Genomic DNA, 22,568 nt, shown 5'->3' with positions numbered 1-22,568 from the left:
ATAGTATTGATTTTAAACAGGATAACCTGAGATAAGTGATTTATCTCAGGTTTTGGCGGCGATCTTCTGCACTTACAGGTAGAATACGCTTTTATTTACGCGTCTACCGTCTTTGTTCAGCGCCCACCTGTAGGATCTGTTATGAAAAAAACCTTTGCGTTAACTCACCCTAAGCTGCAACCGGCGCGTTTAGTTGACGCTATTAAACACGAAATTCGCAAATATCTGGCCCGTGAACGGCGCAAGGCGGTGCCAGCCGATAAAGACTATTGGACCTTTGATTGCCGCTTTGGCGCCTCAGAAGTGGAAGCGAAACCGATGTTCACCTCTGAAATCAATCAACATATCGACGCAGCGGCCGCGCAGCAGTGGCCGCAGTTTTATATCGAAATTCTGGCTCGTGCCTGTAATCACAAGCCACGCCCGGATAGCGATACCGAATAAGCTTCACTTATAAGCTGCAGCCAGGCTGCAGAGGAATTCTTATGCAATTTTCAGCTTTAAATTTGGCACCAGACTTACTGCGTGGCTTAACAGCATGTGGTTTTAGTGAGCTTACGCCAGTGCAGGCGCAGGCGATAGTGCCGGCGCGGCGCGGCAAAGATTTACAGGTTACTGCGCAAACCGGTACCGGTAAAACCGCGGCCTTTGCTATTCCATTATTACAACGCTTAGTAGATACGCCGCAAGCCGCGGTTGAGCGACGGCCCCGGGCGTTAATTTTAACGCCAACCCGGGAGCTTGCCGAGCAGATTGCCAATGCGATTAGTGCCTATGCCCAATTTTTGCCACTTAGCGTCACTGCGATTTATGGCGGCGTTAAAATGGGCGGGCAGGCCAGTAAATTACAGAACGGCGTTGATATCGTGGTCAGTACGCCGGGCCGCTTAATTGAGCATATGGCGCTGGGTAACGTGATCTTAAGTGACGTTGCTTTTGTGGTGCTGGATGAGGCTGATCGTATGCTTGATATGGGCTTTAGTACTGATGTGCTGAAGTTAGTGGAGATGACCGCAGCCAGCCGGCAAACACTGCTGTTTTCTGCGACCACGTCGCCGGCAGTGAATGAACTGTCTCACAAGATTTTGAAAAATCATCAGCAAATCCGGGTAGCGAAAACCAACAGCACTGCCGACACGGTGGAGCATGTGGTGTATCCGGTAGAAGAAAGTCGCAAAATCGAGTTATTTGAGCAACTGTTAGCTGAGCACAACTGGTTTCAGGTGCTGGTTTTTACCAGTACCAAAGAGCAGGCCGATCGGTTACTCGCCGATCTGCAAAAAGCTAAAGTCAATGCTGCGGTTTGTCATGCCGATAAAAGCCAGGGCAGTCGTCGCCGCGCACTGGCCGATTTTAAATCAGCCAAACTGCAGGTACTGATTGCTACTGAAGTTGCCGCCCGGGGTCTGGATATCCAGGGGCTGGATTATGTGGTGAACTTTAACTTGCCGTATTTACCGGAAGACTATGTCCACCGCATTGGTCGTACCGGCCGCGCTGGCGCCAAGGGGCAGGCGATCTCCTTTGTCAGCCGTGAAGAAGAGCAGAGCCTGGAGCGCATTCAAAAGCTGATTGGCAGTACTATTGCGCGGGTGGTGAAACCCGGCTTTGAAGTCAGCAACCGCGGCAGCTTGTTAAAAAGCATTTCGCGTAAAGTGCTTGGCACCCGCGCCAATAAAGCCAGCGCGACCCAAATTGATGTTGCCACCCCGAAAGCAAAAGCAAAAAAGCCAGCCGGCAGCGCAGCGGTAAAACCTGGTAAAGCCCGCCGCAGCTAAGCTCAATACATTCTCAGCACGCAGCGCAAACCGTTATCGTGAATGGCGGTTCTGCGCTGGCGCACCGTGCTACTTTAGTCGATAGCTTAAAGCTGTCGCACTTACAGCAGAATGCCGTTATTACAAGCAGTTACACTCAATAGTGCGGCCTGGTCAGTGTGCGGGGAATGGCATAAAAATCACGATGAATAACGCTTAGCGCTTTACTTCCTACCGCTAAGGGTTAGAATACGCGCGCTGTTCTGAGCAAAGACTACACCGCTCTGGTTATATAAGGTAATTGCAATGCATCCGATGTTAAACATCGCGGTCCGCGCTGCCCGTTTCACCGGTAACGTCATCATTTTCGTCGGTATTATGCTGGCCGGAATCCTCTGTCTGGTTTCGCAACGCCGTGTCTGTAAAACGCCCGTCCTTATGTTATCTGCCAAGCTCTTGCCTCAGTCTCAACCTCTTTATTTGCTGCGCTGTTTTATCACCCGCGTCCGCCATCTTACGGTGTATTGCCACCATGCCGGACACCCTGATAACAGCCGGCACGCCAGGGTCGGCCCAACGTATTCCTGCCTCCCTGCCAACCGCTTTTCGTTTACTACCGCTGTTTTGTCGCTGTTATCTGTCGCCCTGAGCAAGCCAGCCTTTGCTGCCTCAGGGATGCAGGGCGCTTATGGTCACTCAGGCTAAAAGACAAAACACAGTTCAGTTAACGGCAAGGTTCACTCACTTTTAATTTAAACCGTGCAATATCTAGCGGAGAGCTTTGGCAATGGTACTGACTCTGACATCCACACTGGCACTATTTGTATTAATAGCGCTGTCGACCGTGGTTTTTTTCGCAGCTAAACGTTTTAAAATGCCTTATACCGTGTTGCTGGTGCTGGTTGGCTTGCTGCTGGTGCCGATTGTCAGCTTGCCCTATGTCAGTACGGTTTTCGGCTTTATCAGCGAGATGGCGCTGACACCGGAGTTACTGTTCTTTATCTTCCTGCCGGTGCTGATTTTTGAATCCGGCTTTAATATGAACTTCCGCAAGATGGTCGATAACGCCTGGGCCATTTCGTTACTGGCGGTGGTGGGTCTCTGTATCTCGTCAGTGATGATCGGTACCTTGCTCTACTACCTGTTACCGCTGATTGGGATTGAAGTACCCTTTATTCTGACGCTGATGTTCGGTGCCATTATCTCTGCCACCGATCCGGTCGCGGTGCTGTCGATGTTTAAAGAATTTGGCGTGCCTCGCCGCTTAGGAATGATTTTTGAAGGTGAAAGTTTGTTTAACGATGGTACCGCCGTCGCCTTATTTTTTGTGTTCTTTGCCATAGCTACCGATGGTTTTAATGGCAGCGCTACGGTACTGCACGGTATCAGCGAGTTTGTCATTATGCTGACCTCGGGTGTGGTGATTGGCCTGGTGTTGGCAGGACTGTTTTCCAAAGCACTGCACTTTACCAAAAGCAATGAATTTGTAACTGTCACCTTGTTAGTGATCTCGGCCCACCTGGTGTTTATCCTGACCGAGTTGATTAACAGCCTGGGCTATTTCCACGTCTCGTCGATTATTGCGACGACTGTTGCCTCCTTATTCCTTGGTAATTACTCGCGTAATATCCTGGCGCCGAAGGTCGATGAGTACCTGAGTAAGCTGATTGAGAACATGGCTTTTATCGTTAACTCGCTGGTGTTTCTGATGGCGGGCTTATTGTTCGCCAGCCTGGGCGTTAATTTTGCTGAGCTGTGGTTACCAATCTTGCTGACAGTGGTTGTGGTGGCCGTAACCCGGATCGTCGCGGTTTATGCGGTGATGGTGCCACTTAACTGGAGTAAGGTAGAAGAAACTATTCCCGCATCGTGGAATAAGTTATTGGCCTGGGCCAGTTTGCGCGGTGCCTTGTCGATTATTATCGTGTTGATTATCCCGGAAGACTTTACGCTGGAAGGCTGGAGCCTGCCATATTCGCCACGCGATTTCCTGCTGGCACTGACCATCGGCTGTATTCTGGCGACCCTGTTTATTAAAGCGCCGATGATTGGCCCTATGATGCGCCGCTACAAAATCAATGCCGCCGAGCCACTGGAAACCGCACATCGTGCCGATCTGGGTATTTACTATCTGCTGATGGAGCGGTCACGCTTACAGGAACACCGCGCGAAAGGCTTTTTCAGTGAAGAAAAATACCAGTTTTTATTGGCGCAGGTAGAGAAAAAGCTCGGCGAAGCCAAAGCAGAACGTGAGGCTCTGATGCAGCGTTATGGCCGGACCATCTTTGTGCAGTCGCTACATCTGGCGATGGTCAATATCGAATTTACCATCCTGAAACGCTTGTATATTAATGATGAAGTCAGTTTACGGCCTTATCGCAAAATCTATAGCAAGTTGTTCTTACAGAAAGAAAAAATTGAGTATGCGCAGCATAGCCATATCGATCCGGAAGCCTTTAAAGAGCGAAAGGATATCTTTGAATGGCTGGCCAATATGATGCACACCTTGTTCAGCCGCAAGGTCAGCGAGCAGAAGTTACTGGAAGAAAAATTAGAGTATTATCGCAGCCAGATGATTGTTGCCCGCAAAGCGCTGATTATTATTGGCCTGATGCAGGATAATTTCGACGAGCCGGTATTCCAGGCAGATATTTATGCCGAAGTCACCGAGTTGTACCGGCAATATCAGGAGCGCAATGCCGGCAAACAGGCTGCCTTGACCGCACAGCACCCGCAGGTCTTATCAGCACATCTGGAGCAACTGGCGAACCGTTCGTTGGCGCAATCCGGTCAGCGGGCACTGAACTATTTACATGAGAATGGTCTGGTAACGGAAGCGGCCGAAGAAGATATCCGCCACCGGTTTGATACCAGTAATCATAGTGCCTAGCGCGGTGTTTTCGCAGCGCAGCGGCATTTAACGGGCCAGCCTGTTAAAAGCGGGTCCAACGGGTAGCAACAGGCGCGGGGTAATCAGCCGCGCCTTGTTTTTACATAGCGATCAGCAGACAGCAGAGGAGTTGTCTTTGTCTGAATTAACCAAGTCAATTGCTGCTGCCGGCACGCCAGCATCCGCCAGCTTTTCCCCCACAGTGTTAGTCTTGCCGGTGGTTGGCGCGGTCAGTTTTGTGCATTTGCTGAATGATATTATTCAGGCCATCTTGCCTGCCGTCTATCCGATGTTAAAACTGGATTATGCGCTGAGCTTTACCCAGATTGGCTTAATTACGCTGATTTTTCAGCTTACCGCATCATTATTGCAACCGGCGGTCGGCCTATACACCGATAAGCATCCCAAACCCTTGTTACTGCCACTTGGTATGGTGTTTACGCTGCTTGGTCTGGTGTTACTCAGCCTGGGGCAAAGCTTTGTCATGTTGTTGCTGGCTTCGGCACTGATCGGGTTAGGCTCGTCAACTTTTCATCCGGAAGCGTCGCGGGTAGCCCGAATGGCGTCGGGTGGTCGTTATGGCTTTGCGCAGGGGTTATTTCAGGTCGGCGGTAATGCCGGCTCGGCCCTGGGGCCATTGTTAGCGGCACTGATTATTATTCCGCGGGGCCAGGGAAGTATTGGCTGGTTTTGCCTGTTAGCAATAGTTGGCATTATGGTGCTGTTGCGCGTCAGTCGCTGGGTGGTTAGCAGTAACGCCCGTCTGCAATTGCGTGGCGCGGCAAAAAATGGCAATGGCTTAACAGTGCAGCAAACCCGGCAGGCGCTGCTGGTACTGGCGCTGCTGGTGTTTTCCAAATACGTCTATATGACCTGCCTCAGCAACTTTTACACCTTTTATCTGATTGAAAACTTTGCTGTATCCGTTGCAGATTCCCAGCTGTTTTTATTTTTATTTCTGGCTGCAGTGGCAGTGGGTACAGTGGCAGGTGGGCCTATCGGCGACAGGATAGGGCGTAAGCCGGTGATCTGGGTGTCTATTGTTGGTGCGGCGCCGTTGGCGTTGCTACTACCCTATGTCAATTTAGCCGGGGCTGCCGTGCTGACCGTGTTGATTGGCCTGATAATGTCATCGGCGTTTTCGGCTATTATCGTCTTTGCCCAGGAGTTGATGCCAGCCAAAATCGGTATGATTTCCGGCGTATTCTACGGCATGATGTTTGGCATCAGTGGCATTGCCGCCGCCTTGCTCGGCATGCTGGCCGATGCCACCAGTATCAGCACCATCTTTAAGCTTTGTGCCTGGTTTCCGCTACTGGGGATGCTGGCGTTTTGGTTACCCAGGATCCCGCGACCACAAACCTAGCACGCATAATCAGCTTTTGGTTAACCCCAGTGCTGAGCGGATAGAGTTGGCAAATTCGGTAAAGCGTTCCTGTAAGGTGCGTTTTACACTGATACTGACCGAGCCCAGTACTGAGATACCCTCAACCCGGATAAAGTGCGTTTTGGCTTGCCCCGGGCCGCCGCTGCTGACGTTATTGCTGCTGGAAGAGGCGATATTGTTCACATCGCTAATTACTGCAACGTGTTCAGGTACCTTGATCGTGACGCTGCCCAGCCAGTTTTGCACTTTTATCGTTAGCTGCGTATGGTCAAACTGCGCTTCAGAAAAATCCAGCTCAACTGAGGATAGCGCGTTAATGATGGTCAGATGTTGTGGTACCCGCCATGGGCCACTGCGCTCATCACTGCTTAATACTGAAACCAGACGATCGCAGTCAGTCGGCGCGCTTTGCGGGTGCGCCTGATTATGGCGACCCGGCGAGTTAAAATTTTGTGCCCACATAGCACGGTATTTGGCATCGGGTAATAAGGTAAGGTCAGCAACCTGTTCGGCCAAGAGCAGGTGATCATCAGAATTGGTGGCAATGTCCAGCCGCCGTTCAAAGGCTTGCTCGGAAATGACACCATGGCTGTAGTTCATAATCAGTTGATCAATGACTTCTTCCCTGATTTGAGCAACAGGCCGGTCTTGCAGTTTTACGCCTGTGGTATCAATTGCCATCTCGCTATCCTCTTGCTGGTTGTCGCCGGAGCCGGCACACAGTACTGATTGAATAGCGATCAGCATGGCCCAATTTTAGCCGTTCGAACAGGAGAAAATTGTAAGCGATTTTAACAGCCAGAAAACATCGGCCTTCTGGCTGTGGTCTACTGCCGGTTAGTTCGCGCCTGTCAGGTAAGCTTTAGTGCCAGCGTTGCAACATGCTGCCCCTGAAAGCGCGCCATATTCAGTTCTTTTGGCGAGGGTGCGCGTTTCCCATCTGCCCCGGCTATACAGGCTGCACCCAGTGGTGAACCCCCTTTAAGCTCTGAAATATCGGCCAATTCCGGACAGCTGTAAGGCAAGCCAACGATAATCATGCCATGGTGCAATAGCGTGGTATGAAAGGACTGCACTGTGGTTTCGTTGCCACCACCGGTGCCGGTAGAGGTAAAAACGCTGCCAATTTTGCCAATCAGTTTGCCTTGCGCCCAAAGCCCACCGGTTTGATCAAGAAAATTGCGCATTTGCGAGGCCATATTACCGAAGCGGGTTGGGGTACCGAAGATGATCGCATCGTAATCGGCCAGCTCAGCAGGCTTAGCTATTGCGGCTGCCTGATCCAGCTTCACACCGGCTGATTTCGCCACTTCGGGGGGCATCAGTTCCGCCACCCGCTTAATATCCACCTGCACGCCACTAACTTGTCGGGCGCCTTCGGCAACCGCATTCGCCATGGTCTCGACATGACCGTATGATGAGTAGTACAGCACCAGTAGTTTTTTCATAAGATCCTCATAAGTATATATGGCATCAAGCAGTTTAAGGTTCTGCCACAGGCCGCTGTTATCACGCCTTTGGCGACCGGCGCCGTGCCGGTGACAGTCTGGGCAGGTGCAATGTCAGCAATAAGCTTAGCTGCAATAGCCACTGCTTGCCTTATGACTCTGCCAGTTGTTTGGCATGTAACACGGCATTTTTAATGGTCTCTTGCCAAAAACTGTCGGGCTGCGCTGCTGACTTACCCGGTTTCAGCGTCCAATTCAGGGTGTAATCAAGATAAACGCCGTCGTCTTCTTCAAAGATGGTATTAGTGACAAAGCCGCTATACACCTCATCCTGATAAGATTTAAAAATCACCGTCAGGGTTAGCGGTTCGGCCACAATCAGCTCTCTGATTACTTTGCCCTGTGCCGTCTCCATTTCCCGCTCAATACAGTTGGCACTGTGTTCCCGTAGTATTGCGACCCGGACTATCCCGGGTACATATTTGTCAGGACGCCGCATTTTATCGAGCATCATGTCCCAGAGTTTATTCGCACTTGCATGCACCTTTACCCGATAGTTCACTAATGGCATAGCGGCCTCCACTGTTGGTTCTGCTACTAAGCTTAGAGGGTGTGACCGCCGTGCACTAGCGCGAGATCTGAAACAGCTGCGTTTCAAAATAGCTAGCTATAGGATAGGGGCGTTTGCCCGGGCGTCCGCGGCAAACTCTGTTGCTCACAGTTTAGGAGCTGGTTTTGCGCTGTTGACTGAGCCAGACACTGCCCAGTACCACCACAATACCGAGGATTTGCAGTACCGACAGGGCTTGCCCCAGGATCAGCCAACCCAGCATTACGGCACTTAGCGGGCTTAAAAAACCCAAAGGTGCCACCAGATTGGGACTTAGCCGGGCAATGCCCCGAAACCAAATAATGTAGGTAAAGGCGGCACCCAGCAGCCCCAGATATAAAAAACCGGCGATATTGACCAATGTCAGGGGCGGCAGAGCTGGCTCGAAAAGCCATGCCGCAGGCACTAACAGAATGCCGCCAGCCGTGAGTTGCCAGCTGGTAAAGGTCAGGGTGCTGACCGCCGGTTGCCAGCGCCGGCTCAAGACAGTGCCCAAAGCCATGGCAACGGCACTGCCGATCCCGGCTGCAATGCCCACAGGATCGAGTTTAGCCGCCGGTGTCAGAATCAGCAGGGCGACCCCGAGCATGCCAGCCACGGCAGCGATTAGTGCGCTGGTGTGAATCTTGGTGCCCAGCAATCCTCTGGATAAGACGATAACAAACAAAAACTGCATTGCCCCCAGGGTTGCAGCCACGCCTCCGGGCAAGCGGTACGCCGCGATAAATAATAACCACCAGAACACTGAAAAATTCAGGGCGCCGAGCAGAAAAATCCGGCCCAGCCAGTGTCTGTCGGGAAGTTGCCGCACCAACAGTAACAGCAGGATACCGGCCGGTAAGGCCCTTAGCATTGACGTGGTAAGCGGGTAGCCCTGTGGCAACATCTCGGTGGTGATCAGATAAGTGCTGCCCCAGATCACTGGTGCCATGCCAGTGATCAGCACGTCACGGGCGTTGCTTTCACGGTTCATTAGTTAGTCCTGTGGCTATTATTGCGCTCAGATTATCCTGTTGTCTGCTGTGCCACTAGTACTAAAATTGGCCGGGCGCTGTTTCGTTTTTACACGCTATCCGTTACCGTCGTGGCTTGTTCCGCCGCGGAACGGCGATTTAAACGGCGAGCCAGAATAGTTGGCACTATAGCTGGGTTTAAGATCTAAGCTGAACTATGCTGTGTAACGCTAATGCCCGCTGCCGGGCACGTTTTGCCAGCCTGAAGATGAGCTAGTCATGGATTTAAATGCGACCCGGTATTTCGTAAAGATTGTGCAAATGGGCAGTATCTCTGCCGCAGCCAGGGTACTGAATTTGCCGAAGGCAACCCTAAGCCGGCAATTATCAGCTCTGGAGCTGCGACTTGGCAACCGGCTACTAAACCGCTCCACCCGGGCGTTGTCGCTAACCGATTTGGGGCAGGAATACTATGCCAGCGTTGTCAGCTTAATTGACGAATTTGAGCTGGCAGAGCAGAGCTTGCTGCAGCAACATGCCGAGCCTGCAGGCCTGATCCGGATTGGTGCCACCACTGGCTACTGTCAGCATCGGATTACGCCGCTGCTACCGGGCTTTCTTACTGCGTATCCCAGGGTCCGGATTGAATTAAAGCTAAGTGAGCAACGCAGCCACATTGTGCAGGATGGGCTCGATCTTACCATCAGAATGGGGGAGTTGGCTGACTCTGAATTGTTGTGCCGCAAAATTGGTACTGTCAGACGGATCCTCTGTGCTGCTCCCGCTTATCTTGCAAAATCGGAAACGCTGGTCACTCCGGACGATCTGAGACGGCAGCAATGTGTGGTATTGTCTGCCGCGCTGGATAAATGGCAGTTTGAGAATAATATTTCGGTCAGCGTAAATTGGCAGATCGCAGCCGGTAATATGTCTAACGCCTGTCAGTTAGTGCTGGCTGGGCAAGGGATAGGGTTGCTACCTGATTTTATGGTGGCGGAATATCTTGCCACAGGGCAACTGCTCAGCTTATTGCCGGATTATCCGGCCAGCCAAACGCCGGTGAATGTGCTGTATGCCAACAGTAAAGCCAAAACAGCTGCCGCTATGGCCTTTGTTGATTATCTGGTTGCTGCGCTTTAACCTTTATATCCAACCTACGCCTGGAACCTTTAAATGACAGCTGATATTAAACAACAGATTGCCTGCATTGCCTTGCTGGTAGCCGATTATGATGAGGCGATAGCATTTTACACAGAAAAATTGGCTTTCAGCCTGCTTGAAGATACCGACTTAGGAGGCGGTAAGCGCTGGGTACGGGTTGCGCCACCAGGCTCAGGCGGTACCGCATTATTGTTAGCAAAAGCCAGTAATCCGCAACAGTTGCAGCAAGTCGGCGACCAGGCTGGCGGTCGCGTGTTTCTGTTTTTGCAAAGCAACGATTTTTGGCGGGATTATCAGCAAATGCGCGCCAACGGGGTGACATTTTATGAGGAGCCACGCGAAGAATCTTATGCGACCGTGGTGGTGTTTTCCGATTTGTATGGCAATAAGTGGGATCTAATTCAGCCCAAATGAGGTGCGCTGTCATAAAATCTTAATTTCAGGGTCACAGCAATGTCATCTGTTTTCCACACACTCAGCTTCAGAATGTTGAGGAGACTTTGCAATGGCCCGACAACTGATAGCCTCAATTCATGCGCTGGATGTGAGAACTTTTATCTGGTGTATGAGTTTAAAACAACGTGAGCGTCTGACGCGGTTTAGCCGCTACTTGTCTGCGTCAGCGGATGGGCCCTGGTACGTTATTTTAACTGCCCTGTTATTTATGCTGGAAGAAGAGTTGCCAGCGGGGCTGTTACAGGCGATGTTATTGGCCGTCAGTATTGAGCGCGCCATCTATCTGCTGGCCAAGAATTTATTTAAACGTAACCGGCCGCAGGACGCACTTGGTGATTTTCACAGTTTTATCCGACCGTCCGATCGTTTCAGTTTTCCCTCCGGCCATACCTCCTGCGCCTTTTTATTCGCGTCTTTTATGGTGTTGCTATTCCCGCAAGCGCTGCTGTTCTGGTTTGGCTGGGCGGCAGCAATTGGTATGTCCCGGGTATTTCTGGGCGTGCATTTCCCAACGGATACTTTGGTCGGCGCAATATTAGGCTTAACGGTGGCTAATTGGGCGCAAGGGACTATGGGTTTATGAAAAGTGGCTTTATGAAAAGTGGGCTTATGAAAAATGAGTCTATGAAAACTGGGCCTATAAGAATTCTGTATGGCGTACAGGCGACCGGCAATGGCCATATTACCCGGGCCAGAGTGATGCAACAGGCGTTGGCGCAGCGCAATATTGAGGTAGATTACGTTTTTTCCGGTCGTGCTAAAGATAAGTTATTTGACATGGCTCAGTTTGGCGATTACCAGGTACTACGCGGTCTGACCTTTGCCACTGAAGCCGGAAAGATCAATTACGCCAAAACGGCTATAGAGGCCAGTTTGTTAACCTTGTGGCGCGATATCAAGCAGTTGTCGCTACAACACTATGATTTAGTGATTACCGATTTTGAACCTGTTACCGCCTGGGCTGCGCGTCGTGCCGGCGTACCTTGTATTGGCCTTGGCCATCAGTATGCGTTTCAATACGCGGTGCCAAGAGCGGAAGATAACTGGGTCGCCAGTATGGTGATGCGCTGGTTTGCACCGGCCAGTATTGCGCTCGGCGCGCACTGGCATCATTTTAATGCACCGATCCTGCCACCCCTTATTCATGTTGCCGCGCCAGAGCGGCCAGTGCAGCCGGAGCAGGTATTGGTCTATCTGCCATTTGAAGACCCTAATACCGTATTGCAGCTATTGGCGCCGATTAAAGATTATCAGTTCCACTTTTTTAGTGATGGTCTTAAAGCCGGTCAGTATGGCCAAATCCAGGTGCATCCTTTTGGGCGCGAGAGCTTTCAATTGCAACTGCAAAGTGCGGCCTCGGTACTGTGTAATGCCGGCTTTGAATTAGCCAGCGAAGCTCTGCATCTGGGCAAACGCATTTTAGTGAAGCCGGTGTTTGGCCAGATGGAGCAAGCCTCGAATGCTTTGGCATTAAGTCAACTGGGTTACGGTCAGGCCTGCCGGCAACTTAGCACAGAGCGGATTGCCCAATGGCTGGCAATCGCGCCTGTGGTACAGGTGGTTTATCCGGACGTCGCTGCCGCCGTCGCAGACTGGTTACTGGCTGGTAACTGGCAGCAACCCGGGTTACTGTGTGACGAGCTGTGGCAGCAAGTGGTAGCTTCGACCCGCTAAGCTCGTCACCCCAGATGCGCTGCGGCAGTGACCCTGAGCAGTCACCCCCGGCCTGGTTGTAATGCGTTACCAGCTGTAGCGAAACAAGAAGCGCTGCTGCTGCGGGTTAGTCAAACTTACCACAACCTTGGCACCATCAGGCAGGCTTAGCCCGGCACTGAGTGTCTGCCCCGTTACAACCAGCGGTATGTCCCGTTTTTCACCGGCGGCAAGTACTGTAACTTGCCCCTGCCAGCCTGTTGGGTCAATCGCATCGCCGTGATCTGTCAGATGCAACTCTATACTCTCGCTGTGCCGGACCAGCTCCACTGCTAAATCGTGCCGGCTTTGGATCTGACCACCATGTTGTGCTTTGGCTTCGCCGTGGCTAAAAGCAGGTGTTGCCGGTAACAGGGTGACCATAGCCACGACCATTGTCATGCTCAGAATGCAGCCCGTTTTTTTCAATAACGTTAATCTCATCAGTTATACCTCAGTGTGCTGTTGTAACAGTTGTTCGGTTGCCGACCGGCCATACAGCCAGTACAGCAGGGGGGTCAGTAAAATATCCAGCAGCGTAGAGCTGAGTAAGCCGCTGAAAATTACCACGGCCACCGGATACAGAATTTCCTTGCCGGGAGCTCCGGCCGATAACAGCAGTGGCAATAACGCAAAAGCCGTTACCAGCGACGTCATTACAACGGGCGCCAAACGCTCGGCGGAACCCCGGATAATCATTTCCTGACTAAAATGCTGCTGTTCATGCCGGCACAGGTAAATATAGTGACTGATCTTGAGAATAGCGTTGCGTGCCGCGATGCCGGTGAGCGTAATAAAGCCAACAACCGACGCCACGGACAGCGATAAGCCGCTTAGCCAAATCCCCAGCACACTACCCAGTAGGGCCATTGGCATGGTGCAAAACACGATGGCAGCCAAGATCCAGGACTGGTAGCGCAGATACAGCACCAGTGCAATCAGCAGGAAGGAGACTAAGGCTAAAACAGCCACCAGCTGCATGGATTGCTCCTGCGCTAAAAACTGACCTTCGAGGCTGATAAAGCTGCCCGTAGGCAGGCTGAGGCTAGCCACTTGTTGCCGGATCTCGGCCAGTAAGGTTTTAACATCAGTGCTGTCGGCGTTGGCGTACACCACAATCCGACGGCGGCCATTTTCCCGCAGGATCTGATTCGGGCCGTCACTGGCACTGACTTCTGCCACTGCCGCCAGCGGCACCGGGCCGGCAGGGGTATCCAGCAACGCCCGGCGCAGCGCTTCCGGGCTACGTTCAGTGTCTGCCAGGCGTAGTACTACATCAAAACGTCTTACCCCGTCGATAATTTCCGCTACGACCTCGCCGTCAGTCAGTAGTTGTAGCTGCTCGATCGCCGCCCCGGGCGTTAAACCGTGTTGGGCGGCGCTGCGCTGGTTAAGTTGTACCGACAGTTGCGGGATCAGCACCTGCTGTTCCACGTTAATATCAACCAGCCCGGGGATCTCAGCCAGACGTTGTCGCAGTTGCTCAGCCGTCAGGCGCAGCTCGGCTAAATCATCACCAAAGATTTTCACCGCCAGCTGCGCCCGGACACCGGATAATAAATGATCCAGGCGGTGGGATATCGGTTGGCCGATCGCAACTTGAGCGGGCAGCACCGCGAGCTTATCCCGGATCTCCGCGAGTACGGCGTCGCGACTGCGGGTGGAAGGCGTTAAATCGATATCGATTTCACTGGAATGCACGCCTTCGGCATGTTCATCCAGCTCTGCGCGACCGGTTCGACGGCCAACCTGGCTGACCTCCGGGATTTCTAATAGCAAGCGCTCGGCCAGTAAGCCCAGCCGGTTAGCTTCCGACAAGGCAGTGCCGGGCTGATATATTACTCCCAGCACCAGGGAGCCTTCGTTAAAGGCGGGTAAAAATGCTCTTGGCATCTGTGTCAGAGACGCCAGTGCAATCAGCACCGCGCCAGCGGTCACGGCGAGTAGGCTTTTCGCGTGCGCAAAGGCCCAACGCAGCCAACGCTGCTGCCACTGTTTCAGTTGCTGGATCAGCCAGCTATCCTGGCGCTGCAGCTCTGGCCGGCCCGGTAGCAGGTAATAGCAAAGCACAGGCGTAACGGTGATGGAGACCAGCATCGAAGCCAGGATGGCGACAATATAGGCCACACCCAGCGGGCTAAATAACCGGCCTTCAATACCCGGCAGCGCAAACAGCGGCAGGAATACCAGCACTACGATCAGCGTGGCGTACAAAATGCCGGAGCGCACTTCCATGCTGGCGCGCCAAATCACGTCTAATACCGATTCTTTGCTGTCTGCCGCTCGCTGTTTCAGCCGGCGCAGCGTATTCTCAACCCCGACCACCGCATCATCGACCAGCTCACCCACAGCGATAGCCAGGCCGCCAAGCGTCATCACGTTGATGGTCATGCCGAACCAACGGAACACCAGGATGGTAACGGCAAAAGACAGCGGGATCGCCAGCAGTGAAATAAAGGTGGTGCGGCTGGACAGTAAAAACACAAACAACACGATCAGCACCATAATGGCGGCATCACGCAGCGCTTCGGTGACATTACGCACCGCGGCACTGATAAAGTCGGCCTGGCGGAACAGCACTTGCGGCGCTGCCAGTCCGGCAGGTAAACCACTTTGTAGCCCGGTCAGTGCCTGCTCGATGGCGGCGGTTACCGCAACGGTATCGGCATCAGGTTGTTTTTGGATGCTGAGGATCACGGCGCTTTGGCCATTAAAGCCGGCATCACCACGTTTTACCGCGGCGGCATAGCTGACCTCTGCCAGTTGCTGTAACAAGATGGGTTGACCGGCATGCCAGCCGACAGCCAGTAATTGCAGATCTGAGAGCTCAGTGGTCAGCGCCTGATGGCGTAACAGATATTCGCGTTGATTTAGCTCCAGAAAACCGCCGCCAGCATTACGGGCAAAGCCCTGCAGCGCTGCTTTGAGATCGGCTAAGCTGACGCCGGCAGCCGCCATTTTCGGCAGATCCGGGATCACCCGGTACTGACGCACTTCGCCACCAATCGGGATCACCTGAGATACACCCGGAATAGCCTGCAGGCGCGGGCGCAGCACAAAGTCGGCATACTCGCGGGCCTGCATCGGACCTTCTGCTACGCCGGCTTTAAGCGGCAATGCCAGCAACATAATCTCGCCCATAATAGACGATACCGGCCCCATGACCGGCGTAAGCTGTCGCGGCAGTTGTTGCTGTGCCAGGGTCAGGCGCTCTGCCACCAGTTGCCGGTTACGGTAGATATCGGTATCCCAGTCAAATTCGACATATAACAGCGAAAGTCCGATACCGGAGGTGGAACGGATCCGGCTGACGCCGGTAACACCGCTCAGCAGGTTTTCCAGTGGAAAACTGACCAACTGTTCCACTTCTTCCGGTGCCATACCTCCGGCTTCCGTCAGGATAGTGATAACCGGCTTATTCAGATCCGGGAACACATCGACCGGCAGCGATTTGGCGCTGAACAGGCCGTAAATTAATAGCAGCAGGGCAGCCAGCAGCACCAACAGCCGCTGCTCCAGGCTGCGGCGTACAATAATGTCAAACATGGTTCCTCCCGCTTAGCGGATCTGATTCAGCAGGTTGGCACCTTGTACCACCACGCGATTGTCCGCTCCCAAACCGGCGGTAATCAGCACCTCTGTGTCATTCAGCGGCATATAACGCACAATTTGCGGTAAAAAGCGCTCGGCACTCAGTTTGATCCAAACCTGCGGCAGATTCTGACTGCTGCTGACCACAGCGCTGGCGGGCAGGCGAATACCACTGAGCTGCCCGGCTTGCGCTACGACCAGCGTCACGGGTTGGCCGACAGCCAGCGGTGCCTGGGTTAGCTTAAACTGCAAACTGAGGCTACCCTGCTGGTATTGCCCAGTGCTGCCGATATATTCCAGCGTCGCTTGCGGCCAGCCTTGCAGATAGGCGTGCCCGATTTGATTGAGCAGCGCGGGCTCAGTGGTGCGGGCATCCAGCAGTAACAAAGCCGGATCAAGGATTTCAAACAGCGGTTGCCCGGCAGCCAGCCACTGGCCGCTACTCAGTTGATGCGGCTGAATAATGCCACTTAGCGGCGCGGTAAGCACTTCTGGTTGCTCCAGACCACCTTCTAACTGCCGGATTTGTTGTCGCAGGCTGTTCAGCTGCAACTGCAGCTGTTCCAGCTGTTGTTGCGCCACTAAATCGGACAACTGCTGCAGACGCTTCACATCACGCTCGGTCTGGCTGGCACTGAGGCGCAGCGCAGTTAGCTCTGCCAACTGGCTGGCCTGCTCGTAAGCCGTATCCTGGTAATATAAGTAGCCAAGAATTTGCCCGGCCTGAACGCGTTGTCCGGCAACGGGCAGGCCATTTGCCGGCGGCGCTAAACGGCCGGCACTGTTGGCTTGCACCAGGCCCCGGCCAGCTGGATGACTTTGCACTACAGCATGCAATTGCCGGGTTGGTGCTGCGGTACTGCTAACTCCCAATTGAGTGCGGATCTCAAACAAGCGTTGCTGTGCCATCGTTAACACCACACTGCCATCCGCCTGTCGGCCCAGCGGCGAATGAGTTTCGGGCGAAGTGGTTAAATGCTCGCCATCAGGACCATGCGCCCCCGGGGCGGCACTGGCAGCGGCGGCCTGTAGCCCTGCTGCGAACAACATGCTGAGATAAAATCGATTAAGCCTTTGCATTATAACCTCCGCGCCGCACGGGTTAGACCAAGCCAGTAGCCGCTGCCAGCGGCCAGCGCCAGCAGAACCAGGGCCGCTAACCAGCTACCATAGTGGCTATGTTCATGATGGTCATGCTCATGTTGATGATCATGATCATGCTCATGCTCAGAGGCATGCGGAGTGGCTGGTTGGGATGGCTGAAAACTGGCCAGCAGCAGATCAGCGTGTTCCGCGGTCAAAACGGTCAACACCAGCTCATGTTGCTGTGGTTGTTGTAGCAGCTGTAACAGTGCCGGCTCGGTTATTTCATAGTTACCTGCCTCACTGTCATAGCGGGCTTGAGCAGTTAAACCAGCACTTTCCAGCTCCAGGCTGGCATCAGCGACGGGCTGATTGCTGGCATAGTGGTGCAAATGTAACACCAGGCGATCGTCGTAGAGTTCGGCCAGCAGTTCAAACTGCTCGCTAAAGGTTTCAAAACGCGGCGCCAGCTGGGTGTTAGTGACAACGGGCCCGGCAAGGTGTTCGCCATTGGGGCCATGTGCCCCGGGTGCGGCTAACGCAGGCAAAACAGCGAGCAGCACGCTTAACAGCAAGCCGACAGTCAGCTGCTGTAGTTTAAAGCTAAACATAACAAATCCTCTGCTAAATACAGTGAAGTAAAAATTTAATCAGCAGAGTCAGGGGCGGGGAGGCCGCCATAGCAGGTTTTGCGGTGAACGCGGCCACCAGCCGGAGAAGGTTATCAGTACCAGATCCGGACGCAAATCGAGCGCTACCTCGGGCACTGTTTGCCATAGTAACTGCGCGCTGTGACAGAGATCGGCAAACACATGCCAGCGGGCTTCGGCAGAGTTTTCCAGACTAATTTGCTCGGCATCAGCGTGGTGCAGGTGCGCCTTACCAAGAAAATGCAGCAGGTCATGCCAGGATAAAGCCGCGCTGGTCTGGTGTTGATGCTCAACGGCGATACCGGCGTTATCGTTATGCAATAGCCAGTGACGTCCAGACAGCTGGACAAATAAGCTTAGCATTAACAGGCAAACCAGTATCTGGCGGAGCACGGCGAAACTCGGTGAGAAATGATAGAGGCATCACTTTAGCATGGCCATTTTACTGACACAATCTATCGCTGGCTGACGACACCCTGTCGTTTAACGTGATCTGAGAGCGAAGTTAGCCCATACTGCAAATATCAAGCATAATCAAAAATGAAAAGGGAATGGTAGCATGATAAGCCGTGGCATCTATCTGTATTGGCTGGCGCTAACGATATCAGGCTTATTGGTACCGGCTGTTGCCGATGAGGCGGTACCGGTACAGGTTGTTCAACCGCAACAACAGGGGTTAGCCGAGCAGCTGCAGTTAAGCGGCAGTCTGACGGCGCAGCAAAATGCCCAGTTGTCGAGCCGCACTGCCGGCCTGGTGGCTGAATTGCTGGTGGATGCCGGCACTGAGGTCAAGGCCGGGCAGCCGCTGTTAAAGTTAGATCCGGCGCTGGCTGAGCATGAATTGGCACAACAGCTTGCAGCGGTTAATGCGGCCCGGGTTATGTTAGCCGAGCGCCAACGTCTGGTGGCTGAAGCGGAACAACTGACCACACAACAACTGTTTCCGCAAACCGAGCTGGCAATTCGGCGCGCCCAATTAGCTGAGGCCGAAGCCTTGCTGCAACAAGCCAATGCCCGCTTAGCGCAGCAACGGGAAATTATCAGCCGGCATACCTTAACTGCACCTTTTGCCGGTGTGATTGCTCGGCGCGATACTGATCTGGGCGAGTGGTTAGCATTAGGCGCACCGGTGTTTCAGCTGGTCAGTTTATCGCCGTTGTTACTGGATATTCAGGTGCCGCAAGAATATTTTGCCAATCTTGCTAATTTGCGCCGCATCGAAGTGCGCTCGGATCTGGCGCCGCAGCAGGTGCTGAGCGGCCGGTTACTGGCCACAGTGCCGGTGGGCGATAGTAATGCCCGCAGCTTTCTGGCCCGCCTTGAAGTGACTACCGCCGATACTCCGTTACTGCCCGGCACCTCAGCCCGGGCGACCTTATATTTTGAACGTGAAGACAGCCAGGTGCTGGTGGTGCCACCCGATGCACTGTTACGTCATCCGGATGGTAACTTCAGCGTCTTTGCGATCCGCGATAATCAGGCTGACCGCTTTAATGTGCAGCTTGGCCGCAGCAGTGAGCGCGGTGTGGAAATTTTATCAGGCTTACCTGCCGGTTTACCGGTGGTGGTGCGGGGTAATGAAACCTTGCGCGCTGGCCAGCAGGTACGGATCCTGAATACCGCGCCAGCTGGTGCCAATCGTCAGGGAGCAAACTGATGCTGGATGCAGGTATTCGTCGCGGTACCATCCTGACGGTAGCCGTATTAATGGTGTGTGTGCTGGGGATAGTGGCAGCGCTGCGTATACCGGTGCAAATGATCCCTGATCTGGAAGTCCGCACTATCAGTGTGGTAACCGGTTGGCCCGGGGCGACGCCGCAGGATGTCGAAAAAGAGATCCTGATTGAGCAGGAGCGGTATTTACGCACCCTGCCAAATCTGAAACGCATGGTGTCACGCGCCAGCACCGGCTCGGCGCAAATTGAGCTGGAATTCCCGTTTGGCGTCGATGTGAATGAAGCGCTGATCCGGGTCAGCAATGCGTTAAGTCAGGTTTCCTCCTATCCGGAAAATGTCGATCAGCCGCGGCTGTTCAGCAGTTCTTTTTCCAATAACGCCTTTATGTACTTCCGACTGATGCCACTGGCCGGTAATCCGCTGAACCTTGATATGGATATGCTGCGCGACTATGCGGAGGATTTTGTCCGGCCGCAGATGGAGCGGGTGCCCGGGGTATCGGAAGTCGGGGTAAGTGGTGGTGCCGAGCGGCAAATCCAGGTCTTGGTCGATCCGGCGCGTCTGGCGCAGCGTGGCATTAGTTTAACCCAGGTGCGCGATACGATCCGTGCCCGCAACCGTGACAGCTCAGCGGGGGATATTGATAGCGGGAAAAGGCGCTATTTGTTGCGGGTAGTCGGGCGTTTTGAACAACTGTCTGAGCTGGAAAATTTGATCCTGACACAGCAGGGCGATAATCAGGTACGTCTGAAAGATGTGGCGACTTTGGTGCTGGATCACTTTGAAGTGCGGGAGTTGTCGTTTGCTGATGGTGAGCAAACACTCGGCCTGTCGGTGCGGCGCGAACCCGGCTCAAATGTCATTGCCATTAAAGAGGCGATGTTACAGGTTGTGGCCCAGATTAACCGCGATATGCTGGCCAGTAATGGTTTGCAACTGATGTTAATCAGTGATGATGTGCGCTATGTCGAAGACTCTATTAGCAATGTTTGGGTTAACCTGGCGCTGGGGGCCGCGCTGGCTACCGGGGTGATGTATCTGTTTTTACGTTCGGGTAGCGCAACCCTGGTTGGCGTGATTGGCGTGCCAATCTGTACTATTGCTGCCTTTATTGGTTTGCTCGCCTTTGGCCGTACCATTAATGTGATTTCCCTGGCCGGTATTGCCTTCGCGATAGGTATGACGCTGGATAACACCATCGTGGTGCTGGAGAGTATCGAGCAGGCGAAGCAGCGCGGTCTGGACCGGATTGAGGCCGCGATCCGCGGCGTGCGTGATGTCTGGCCGGCGGTGCTGGCGTCCACTTTGACTACCGTGCTGGTTTTTATGCCCATTCTGTTTATTGAACAGGAAGCCGGTCAACTGTATTCCGATATCGCCATTGCCATTGCGGCGGCGATTATTGCTTCTATGCTGGTAGCGGTCTTTGTGGTACCGCCGGCGATTGCCCGCTTAGGCTTTCGCAGTAACGGCAGCAGCACGACCCTGCAGGGTGCTGCTGCCCTGCCAGGCGCTAACGGCCTGATCCTGCCGTTGCTGGCAAAGCTGTTGCACTCGACACTGGCACGACGGTTAGTATTAAGCCTGACGGTCATTCTGACACTGGGTGCGGCCTGGCTATTTATGCCACCTGCCGAATATCTGCCTGAAGGTGAAGAACCGAAAGCCTTTTCGTCAATGATTGCACCGCCCGGTTATAACTTATCGGAAATGGCACAGATTGCGGAGGAGCTAAAAGCCATCTTAACCGCTCAGGTTAATGCCGATCCGGCTGCATTTGACCGGGGTGACACGGCGATGCCGCCGCTAAAGTACTATTCATTAAGTGTCTCTGTTGGTCGGATCCGGGTGTTAAGTGAGCCGGTACGACCACAGGATATTACACCGATGATGGATGCGATGACGGCATTATTCCGCCAGTATCCGGGGATGCGGGCGTTTTCATCACGTGGGTCGATTATCAGTAGCAATGACGGTGGTACCCGGGCGGTTGCGCTGGATATTTCCGGGCCGGATTTAGCGAGTTTATATGCCACTGCCGATGCGGCCTATGTTGCCGCCGGCGACTTGTTTGACCGGCCACAACTTAACTCGGAGCCGGCTTCGTTGTCACTGGATCAGCCGCTGATAGAAATCCGGCCGAATTGGCAGCGCCTGGCTGAGCTGAATTTTAGTGCCGCCGACTTTGGCTACGCGGTGTCGGCATTGAGTGATGGCGCCTTTGTCGATGAGTTCTTTTTAGCCGATGATAAGGTGGATATCTTTTTATTCAGTCAGGCCGGTGCCGGGCAGAGCCTGGCGCAACTGGCGCAAACGCCGGTGTTAACCCCCTCGGGGGCGGTGTTACCGCTAAGTAGCCTGGCGGAGCTGGTTGAAGTGGCGGATAGCGATACGTTGCGGCGGGTAGATGGCCGTCGTACGGTGACCTTGTATATTATCCCGCCGCGCTCGGTGGCGTTAGAAACCGCAGTGGACAGGGTGCGACAACAGTTAGTACCGGCATTACAGCAGCAGGGGGCTATCGCGCCCGGCGTAATGCTGGATATTTCCGGTGCTTCGGATCAACTGGATGAAACCAAAGCCGCATTAAGCAGTAATTTCCTGATTGCCGTGGTGCTGATTTATTTACTGCTGGTGGCAATTTTCAGCCACTGGGGTTATCCGCTGTTCATTCTGGCGACAGTACCACTCGGGTTAGCGGGGGCTTTGGTCGGTCTGGTGGGGATTAATGGCATCAGCGGTCTGCTCTCAACTATCGGCCTGGGCGGTTTTTATCAGCCTTTTGATATGATTACTATGCTGGGCTTCCTGATCCTGCTGGGTACAGTGGTGAATAATCCGATCCTGATTGTCGATCAAAGCCGGCATAATTTACAGCTCCCCGGCGTGTCTGTTACTGAGGCGGTGCTGCAAGCGGTAGCGACCCGCTTAAAGCCGATTTTAATGTCAACCACAACCACGGTGTTTGGTCTGGCGCCTCTGGTATTGCTGCCTGGCGAGGGCACCGAACTGTACCGCGGTGTCGGTATTATCGTGTTATGCGGCCTGATCTTTTCGACGCTGATTAGCTTAATCTTCCTGCCTGCGCTGCTGGTATCGGTATTAAAACGGCGGGAATTGTTGCGAAGCTGAGTGAGATGAGTGAATAAAAAGCGGGGAAAAATCCGAAAAACCTCCTCGCTTTTGTTTTTCGCACTGATATACTGCGCGGGT

20 protein-coding genes are annotated in these 22,568 nt (G+C 53.5%); 11 read left to right on the top strand and 9 right to left on the bottom strand.

Translation table 11 applies throughout. The features are described from left to right. Positions 1–141: 141 nt before the first annotated feature. The 5 genes from AGRI_RS05645 to AGRI_RS05625 all read left to right on the top strand — a co-directional run bounded on the left by AGRI_RS05645 (position 142) and on the right by AGRI_RS05625 (position 6,013). A complete protein-coding gene (locus AGRI_RS05645) occupies positions 142–444 on the top strand; it encodes a DUF6172 family protein (RefSeq protein ID WP_008984034.1) in 303 nt (100 codons plus the stop codon). A gap of 41 nt (positions 445–485) precedes the next feature. Next, positions 486–1,778: a DEAD/DEAH box helicase gene (locus tag AGRI_RS05640; RefSeq protein ID WP_008984033.1), complete on the top strand. Its 1,293-nt coding sequence runs from the start codon at positions 486–488 to the stop codon at positions 1,776–1,778. Between the two features lie 285 nt (positions 1,779–2,063). Further along, positions 2,064–2,462: a hypothetical protein gene (locus tag AGRI_RS05635; protein WP_008984032.1), complete on the top strand. Its 399-nt coding sequence runs from the start codon at positions 2,064–2,066 to the stop codon at positions 2,460–2,462. A gap of 82 nt (positions 2,463–2,544) precedes the next feature. Further along, entirely contained in the window at positions 2,545–4,647 is a 2,103-nt protein-coding gene (locus AGRI_RS05630; protein ID WP_008984031.1) for a cation:proton antiporter, read from the top strand. 136 nt (positions 4,648–4,783) lie between these two features. Continuing rightward, positions 4,784–6,013 carry an MFS transporter gene (locus tag AGRI_RS05625; RefSeq protein WP_237713030.1) on the top strand — a complete coding sequence of 410 codons (1,230 nt, stop codon included), beginning with the start codon at positions 4,784–4,786 and terminating at the stop codon, positions 6,011–6,013. A gap of 9 nt (positions 6,014–6,022) precedes the next feature. On the opposite strand, the gene AGRI_RS05620 is transcribed toward AGRI_RS05625, so the two are convergent. The 4 genes from AGRI_RS05620 to AGRI_RS05605 form a co-directional block, all read right to left on the bottom strand. Beyond that, on the bottom strand, positions 6,023–6,781 hold the full coding sequence (locus AGRI_RS05620; protein WP_008984029.1) for a LiaF domain-containing protein: 759 nt from the start codon (positions 6,779–6,781) through the stop codon (positions 6,023–6,025). 104 nt (positions 6,782–6,885) lie between these two features. Continuing rightward, on the bottom strand, positions 6,886–7,482 hold the full coding sequence (wrbA, locus tag AGRI_RS05615; protein WP_008984028.1) for an NAD(P)H:quinone oxidoreductase: 597 nt from the start codon (positions 7,480–7,482) through the stop codon (positions 6,886–6,888). 151 nt (positions 7,483–7,633) lie between these two features. Continuing rightward, the gene (locus tag AGRI_RS05610; RefSeq protein WP_008984027.1) at positions 7,634–8,053 is read right to left on the bottom strand and encodes an AtaL-like protein; all 420 of its coding nucleotides are present in this window, start codon (positions 8,051–8,053) and stop codon (positions 7,634–7,636) included. 151 nt (positions 8,054–8,204) lie between these two features. Next, entirely contained in the window at positions 8,205–9,065 is an 861-nt protein-coding gene (locus AGRI_RS05605; protein WP_008984026.1) for an EamA family transporter, read from the bottom strand. A gap of 259 nt (positions 9,066–9,324) precedes the next feature. On the opposite strand from AGRI_RS05605, the gene AGRI_RS05600 reads away from it, so the two are divergent. The 4 genes from AGRI_RS05600 to AGRI_RS05585 all read left to right on the top strand — a co-directional run bounded on the left by AGRI_RS05600 (position 9,325) and on the right by AGRI_RS05585 (position 12,336). Further along, a complete protein-coding gene (locus AGRI_RS05600; protein WP_008984025.1) occupies positions 9,325–10,185 on the top strand; it encodes a LysR family transcriptional regulator in 861 nt (286 codons plus the stop codon). 33 nt (positions 10,186–10,218) lie between these two features. Continuing rightward, on the top strand, positions 10,219–10,620 hold the full coding sequence (locus tag AGRI_RS05595) for a VOC family protein (RefSeq protein ID WP_008984024.1): 402 nt from the start codon (positions 10,219–10,221) through the stop codon (positions 10,618–10,620). Between the two features lie 91 nt (positions 10,621–10,711). Then, a complete protein-coding gene (locus AGRI_RS05590; RefSeq protein WP_008984023.1) occupies positions 10,712–11,245 on the top strand; it encodes a phosphatase PAP2 family protein in 534 nt (177 codons plus the stop codon). 26 nt (positions 11,246–11,271) lie between these two features. After that, on the top strand, positions 11,272–12,336 hold the full coding sequence (locus AGRI_RS05585; RefSeq protein ID WP_202800787.1) for an MJ1255/VC2487 family glycosyltransferase: 1,065 nt from the start codon (positions 11,272–11,274) through the stop codon (positions 12,334–12,336). 66 nt (positions 12,337–12,402) lie between these two features. On the opposite strand, the gene AGRI_RS05580 is transcribed toward AGRI_RS05585, so the two are convergent. From AGRI_RS05580 to AGRI_RS05560, 5 genes are read right to left on the bottom strand one after another with little or no spacing between them, the layout of a single operon-like run. Further along, positions 12,403–12,798 (bottom strand): hypothetical protein, encoded by a 396-nt coding sequence (locus AGRI_RS05580; RefSeq protein ID WP_008984021.1) that lies wholly within the window; start codon positions 12,796–12,798, stop codon positions 12,403–12,405. A 3-nt stretch (positions 12,799–12,801) separates the two neighbouring features. Continuing rightward, the gene (locus AGRI_RS05575; RefSeq protein ID WP_008984020.1) at positions 12,802–15,900 is read right to left on the bottom strand and encodes an efflux RND transporter permease subunit; all 3,099 of its coding nucleotides are present in this window, start codon (positions 15,898–15,900) and stop codon (positions 12,802–12,804) included. A 12-nt stretch (positions 15,901–15,912) separates the two neighbouring features. Beyond that, the gene (locus tag AGRI_RS05570) at positions 15,913–17,025 is read right to left on the bottom strand and encodes an efflux RND transporter periplasmic adaptor subunit (RefSeq protein ID WP_008984019.1); all 1,113 of its coding nucleotides are present in this window, start codon (positions 17,023–17,025) and stop codon (positions 15,913–15,915) included. Further along, positions 17,025–17,639 carry a hypothetical protein gene (locus AGRI_RS05565; RefSeq protein ID WP_008984018.1) on the bottom strand — a complete coding sequence of 205 codons (615 nt, stop codon included), beginning with the start codon at positions 17,637–17,639 and terminating at the stop codon, positions 17,025–17,027. Before AGRI_RS05565 ends, AGRI_RS05570 begins: the two co-directional genes overlap by 1 nt. A 48-nt stretch (positions 17,640–17,687) precedes the next feature. Continuing rightward, complete coding sequence (locus tag AGRI_RS05560; RefSeq protein WP_008984017.1) at positions 17,688–18,041, bottom strand: hypothetical protein; 354 nt, start codon at positions 18,039–18,041, stop codon at positions 17,688–17,690. 196 nt (positions 18,042–18,237) lie between these two features. Between AGRI_RS05560 and AGRI_RS05555 the strand changes: the two genes are divergently transcribed. Continuing rightward, positions 18,238–19,335, top strand: a complete 1,098-nt coding sequence (locus AGRI_RS05555) for an efflux RND transporter periplasmic adaptor subunit (protein WP_008984016.1) — start codon at positions 18,238–18,240, stop codon at positions 19,333–19,335. Further along, positions 19,335–22,487, top strand: a complete 3,153-nt coding sequence (locus tag AGRI_RS05550; RefSeq protein WP_008984015.1) for an efflux RND transporter permease subunit — start codon at positions 19,335–19,337, stop codon at positions 22,485–22,487. The genes AGRI_RS05555 and AGRI_RS05550 overlap by 1 nt, the downstream gene beginning before the upstream one ends. The last annotated feature ends 81 nt before the right edge of the window (positions 22,488–22,568 follow it).

Origin of the sequence: Alishewanella agri BL06 (genome assembly GCF_000272005.1) — a bacterium.
Lineage (GTDB): Bacteria > Pseudomonadota > Gammaproteobacteria > Enterobacterales > Alteromonadaceae > Alishewanella > Alishewanella agri.
This window is presented reverse-complemented; position numbering and strand designations above follow the sequence as displayed.

Coding starts and splice junctions, on each gene's coding strand:
- AGRI_RS05645 (WP_008984034.1), top strand. CDS start 142: ATGAAAAAAACCTTTGCGTTAACTCACCCTAAGCTGCAACCGGCGCGT.
- AGRI_RS05640 (WP_008984033.1), top strand. CDS start 486: ATGCAATTTTCAGCTTTAAATTTGGCACCAGACTTACTGCGTGGCTTA.
- AGRI_RS05635 (WP_008984032.1), top strand. CDS start 2,064: ATGCATCCGATGTTAAACATCGCGGTCCGCGCTGCCCGTTTCACCGGT.
- AGRI_RS05630 (WP_008984031.1), top strand. CDS start 2,545: ATGGTACTGACTCTGACATCCACACTGGCACTATTTGTATTAATAGCG.
- AGRI_RS05620 (WP_008984029.1), bottom strand. CDS start 6,781: ATGCTGATCGCTATTCAATCAGTACTGTGTGCCGGCTCCGGCGACAAC.
- wrbA (WP_008984028.1), bottom strand. CDS start 7,482: ATGAAAAAACTACTGGTGCTGTACTACTCATCATACGGTCATGTCGAG.
- AGRI_RS05610 (WP_008984027.1), bottom strand. CDS start 8,053: ATGCCATTAGTGAACTATCGGGTAAAGGTGCATGCAAGTGCGAATAAA.
- AGRI_RS05605 (WP_008984026.1), bottom strand. CDS start 9,065: ATGAACCGTGAAAGCAACGCCCGTGACGTGCTGATCACTGGCATGGCA.
- AGRI_RS05600 (WP_008984025.1), top strand. CDS start 9,325: ATGGATTTAAATGCGACCCGGTATTTCGTAAAGATTGTGCAAATGGGC.
- AGRI_RS05595 (WP_008984024.1), top strand. CDS start 10,219: ATGACAGCTGATATTAAACAACAGATTGCCTGCATTGCCTTGCTGGTA.
- AGRI_RS05590 (WP_008984023.1), top strand. CDS start 10,712: ATGGCCCGACAACTGATAGCCTCAATTCATGCGCTGGATGTGAGAACT.
- AGRI_RS05585 (WP_202800787.1), top strand. CDS start 11,272: ATGAAAAATGAGTCTATGAAAACTGGGCCTATAAGAATTCTGTATGGC.
- AGRI_RS05580 (WP_008984021.1), bottom strand. CDS start 12,798: ATGAGATTAACGTTATTGAAAAAAACGGGCTGCATTCTGAGCATGACA.
- AGRI_RS05575 (WP_008984020.1), bottom strand. CDS start 15,900: ATGTTTGACATTATTGTACGCCGCAGCCTGGAGCAGCGGCTGTTGGTG.
- AGRI_RS05570 (WP_008984019.1), bottom strand. CDS start 17,025: ATGCAAAGGCTTAATCGATTTTATCTCAGCATGTTGTTCGCAGCAGGG.
- AGRI_RS05565 (WP_008984018.1), bottom strand. CDS start 17,639: ATGTTTAGCTTTAAACTACAGCAGCTGACTGTCGGCTTGCTGTTAAGC.
- AGRI_RS05560 (WP_008984017.1), bottom strand. CDS start 18,041: ATGCTAAGCTTATTTGTCCAGCTGTCTGGACGTCACTGGCTATTGCAT.
- AGRI_RS05555 (WP_008984016.1), top strand. CDS start 18,238: ATGATAAGCCGTGGCATCTATCTGTATTGGCTGGCGCTAACGATATCA.
- AGRI_RS05550 (WP_008984015.1), top strand. CDS start 19,335: ATGCTGGATGCAGGTATTCGTCGCGGTACCATCCTGACGGTAGCCGTA.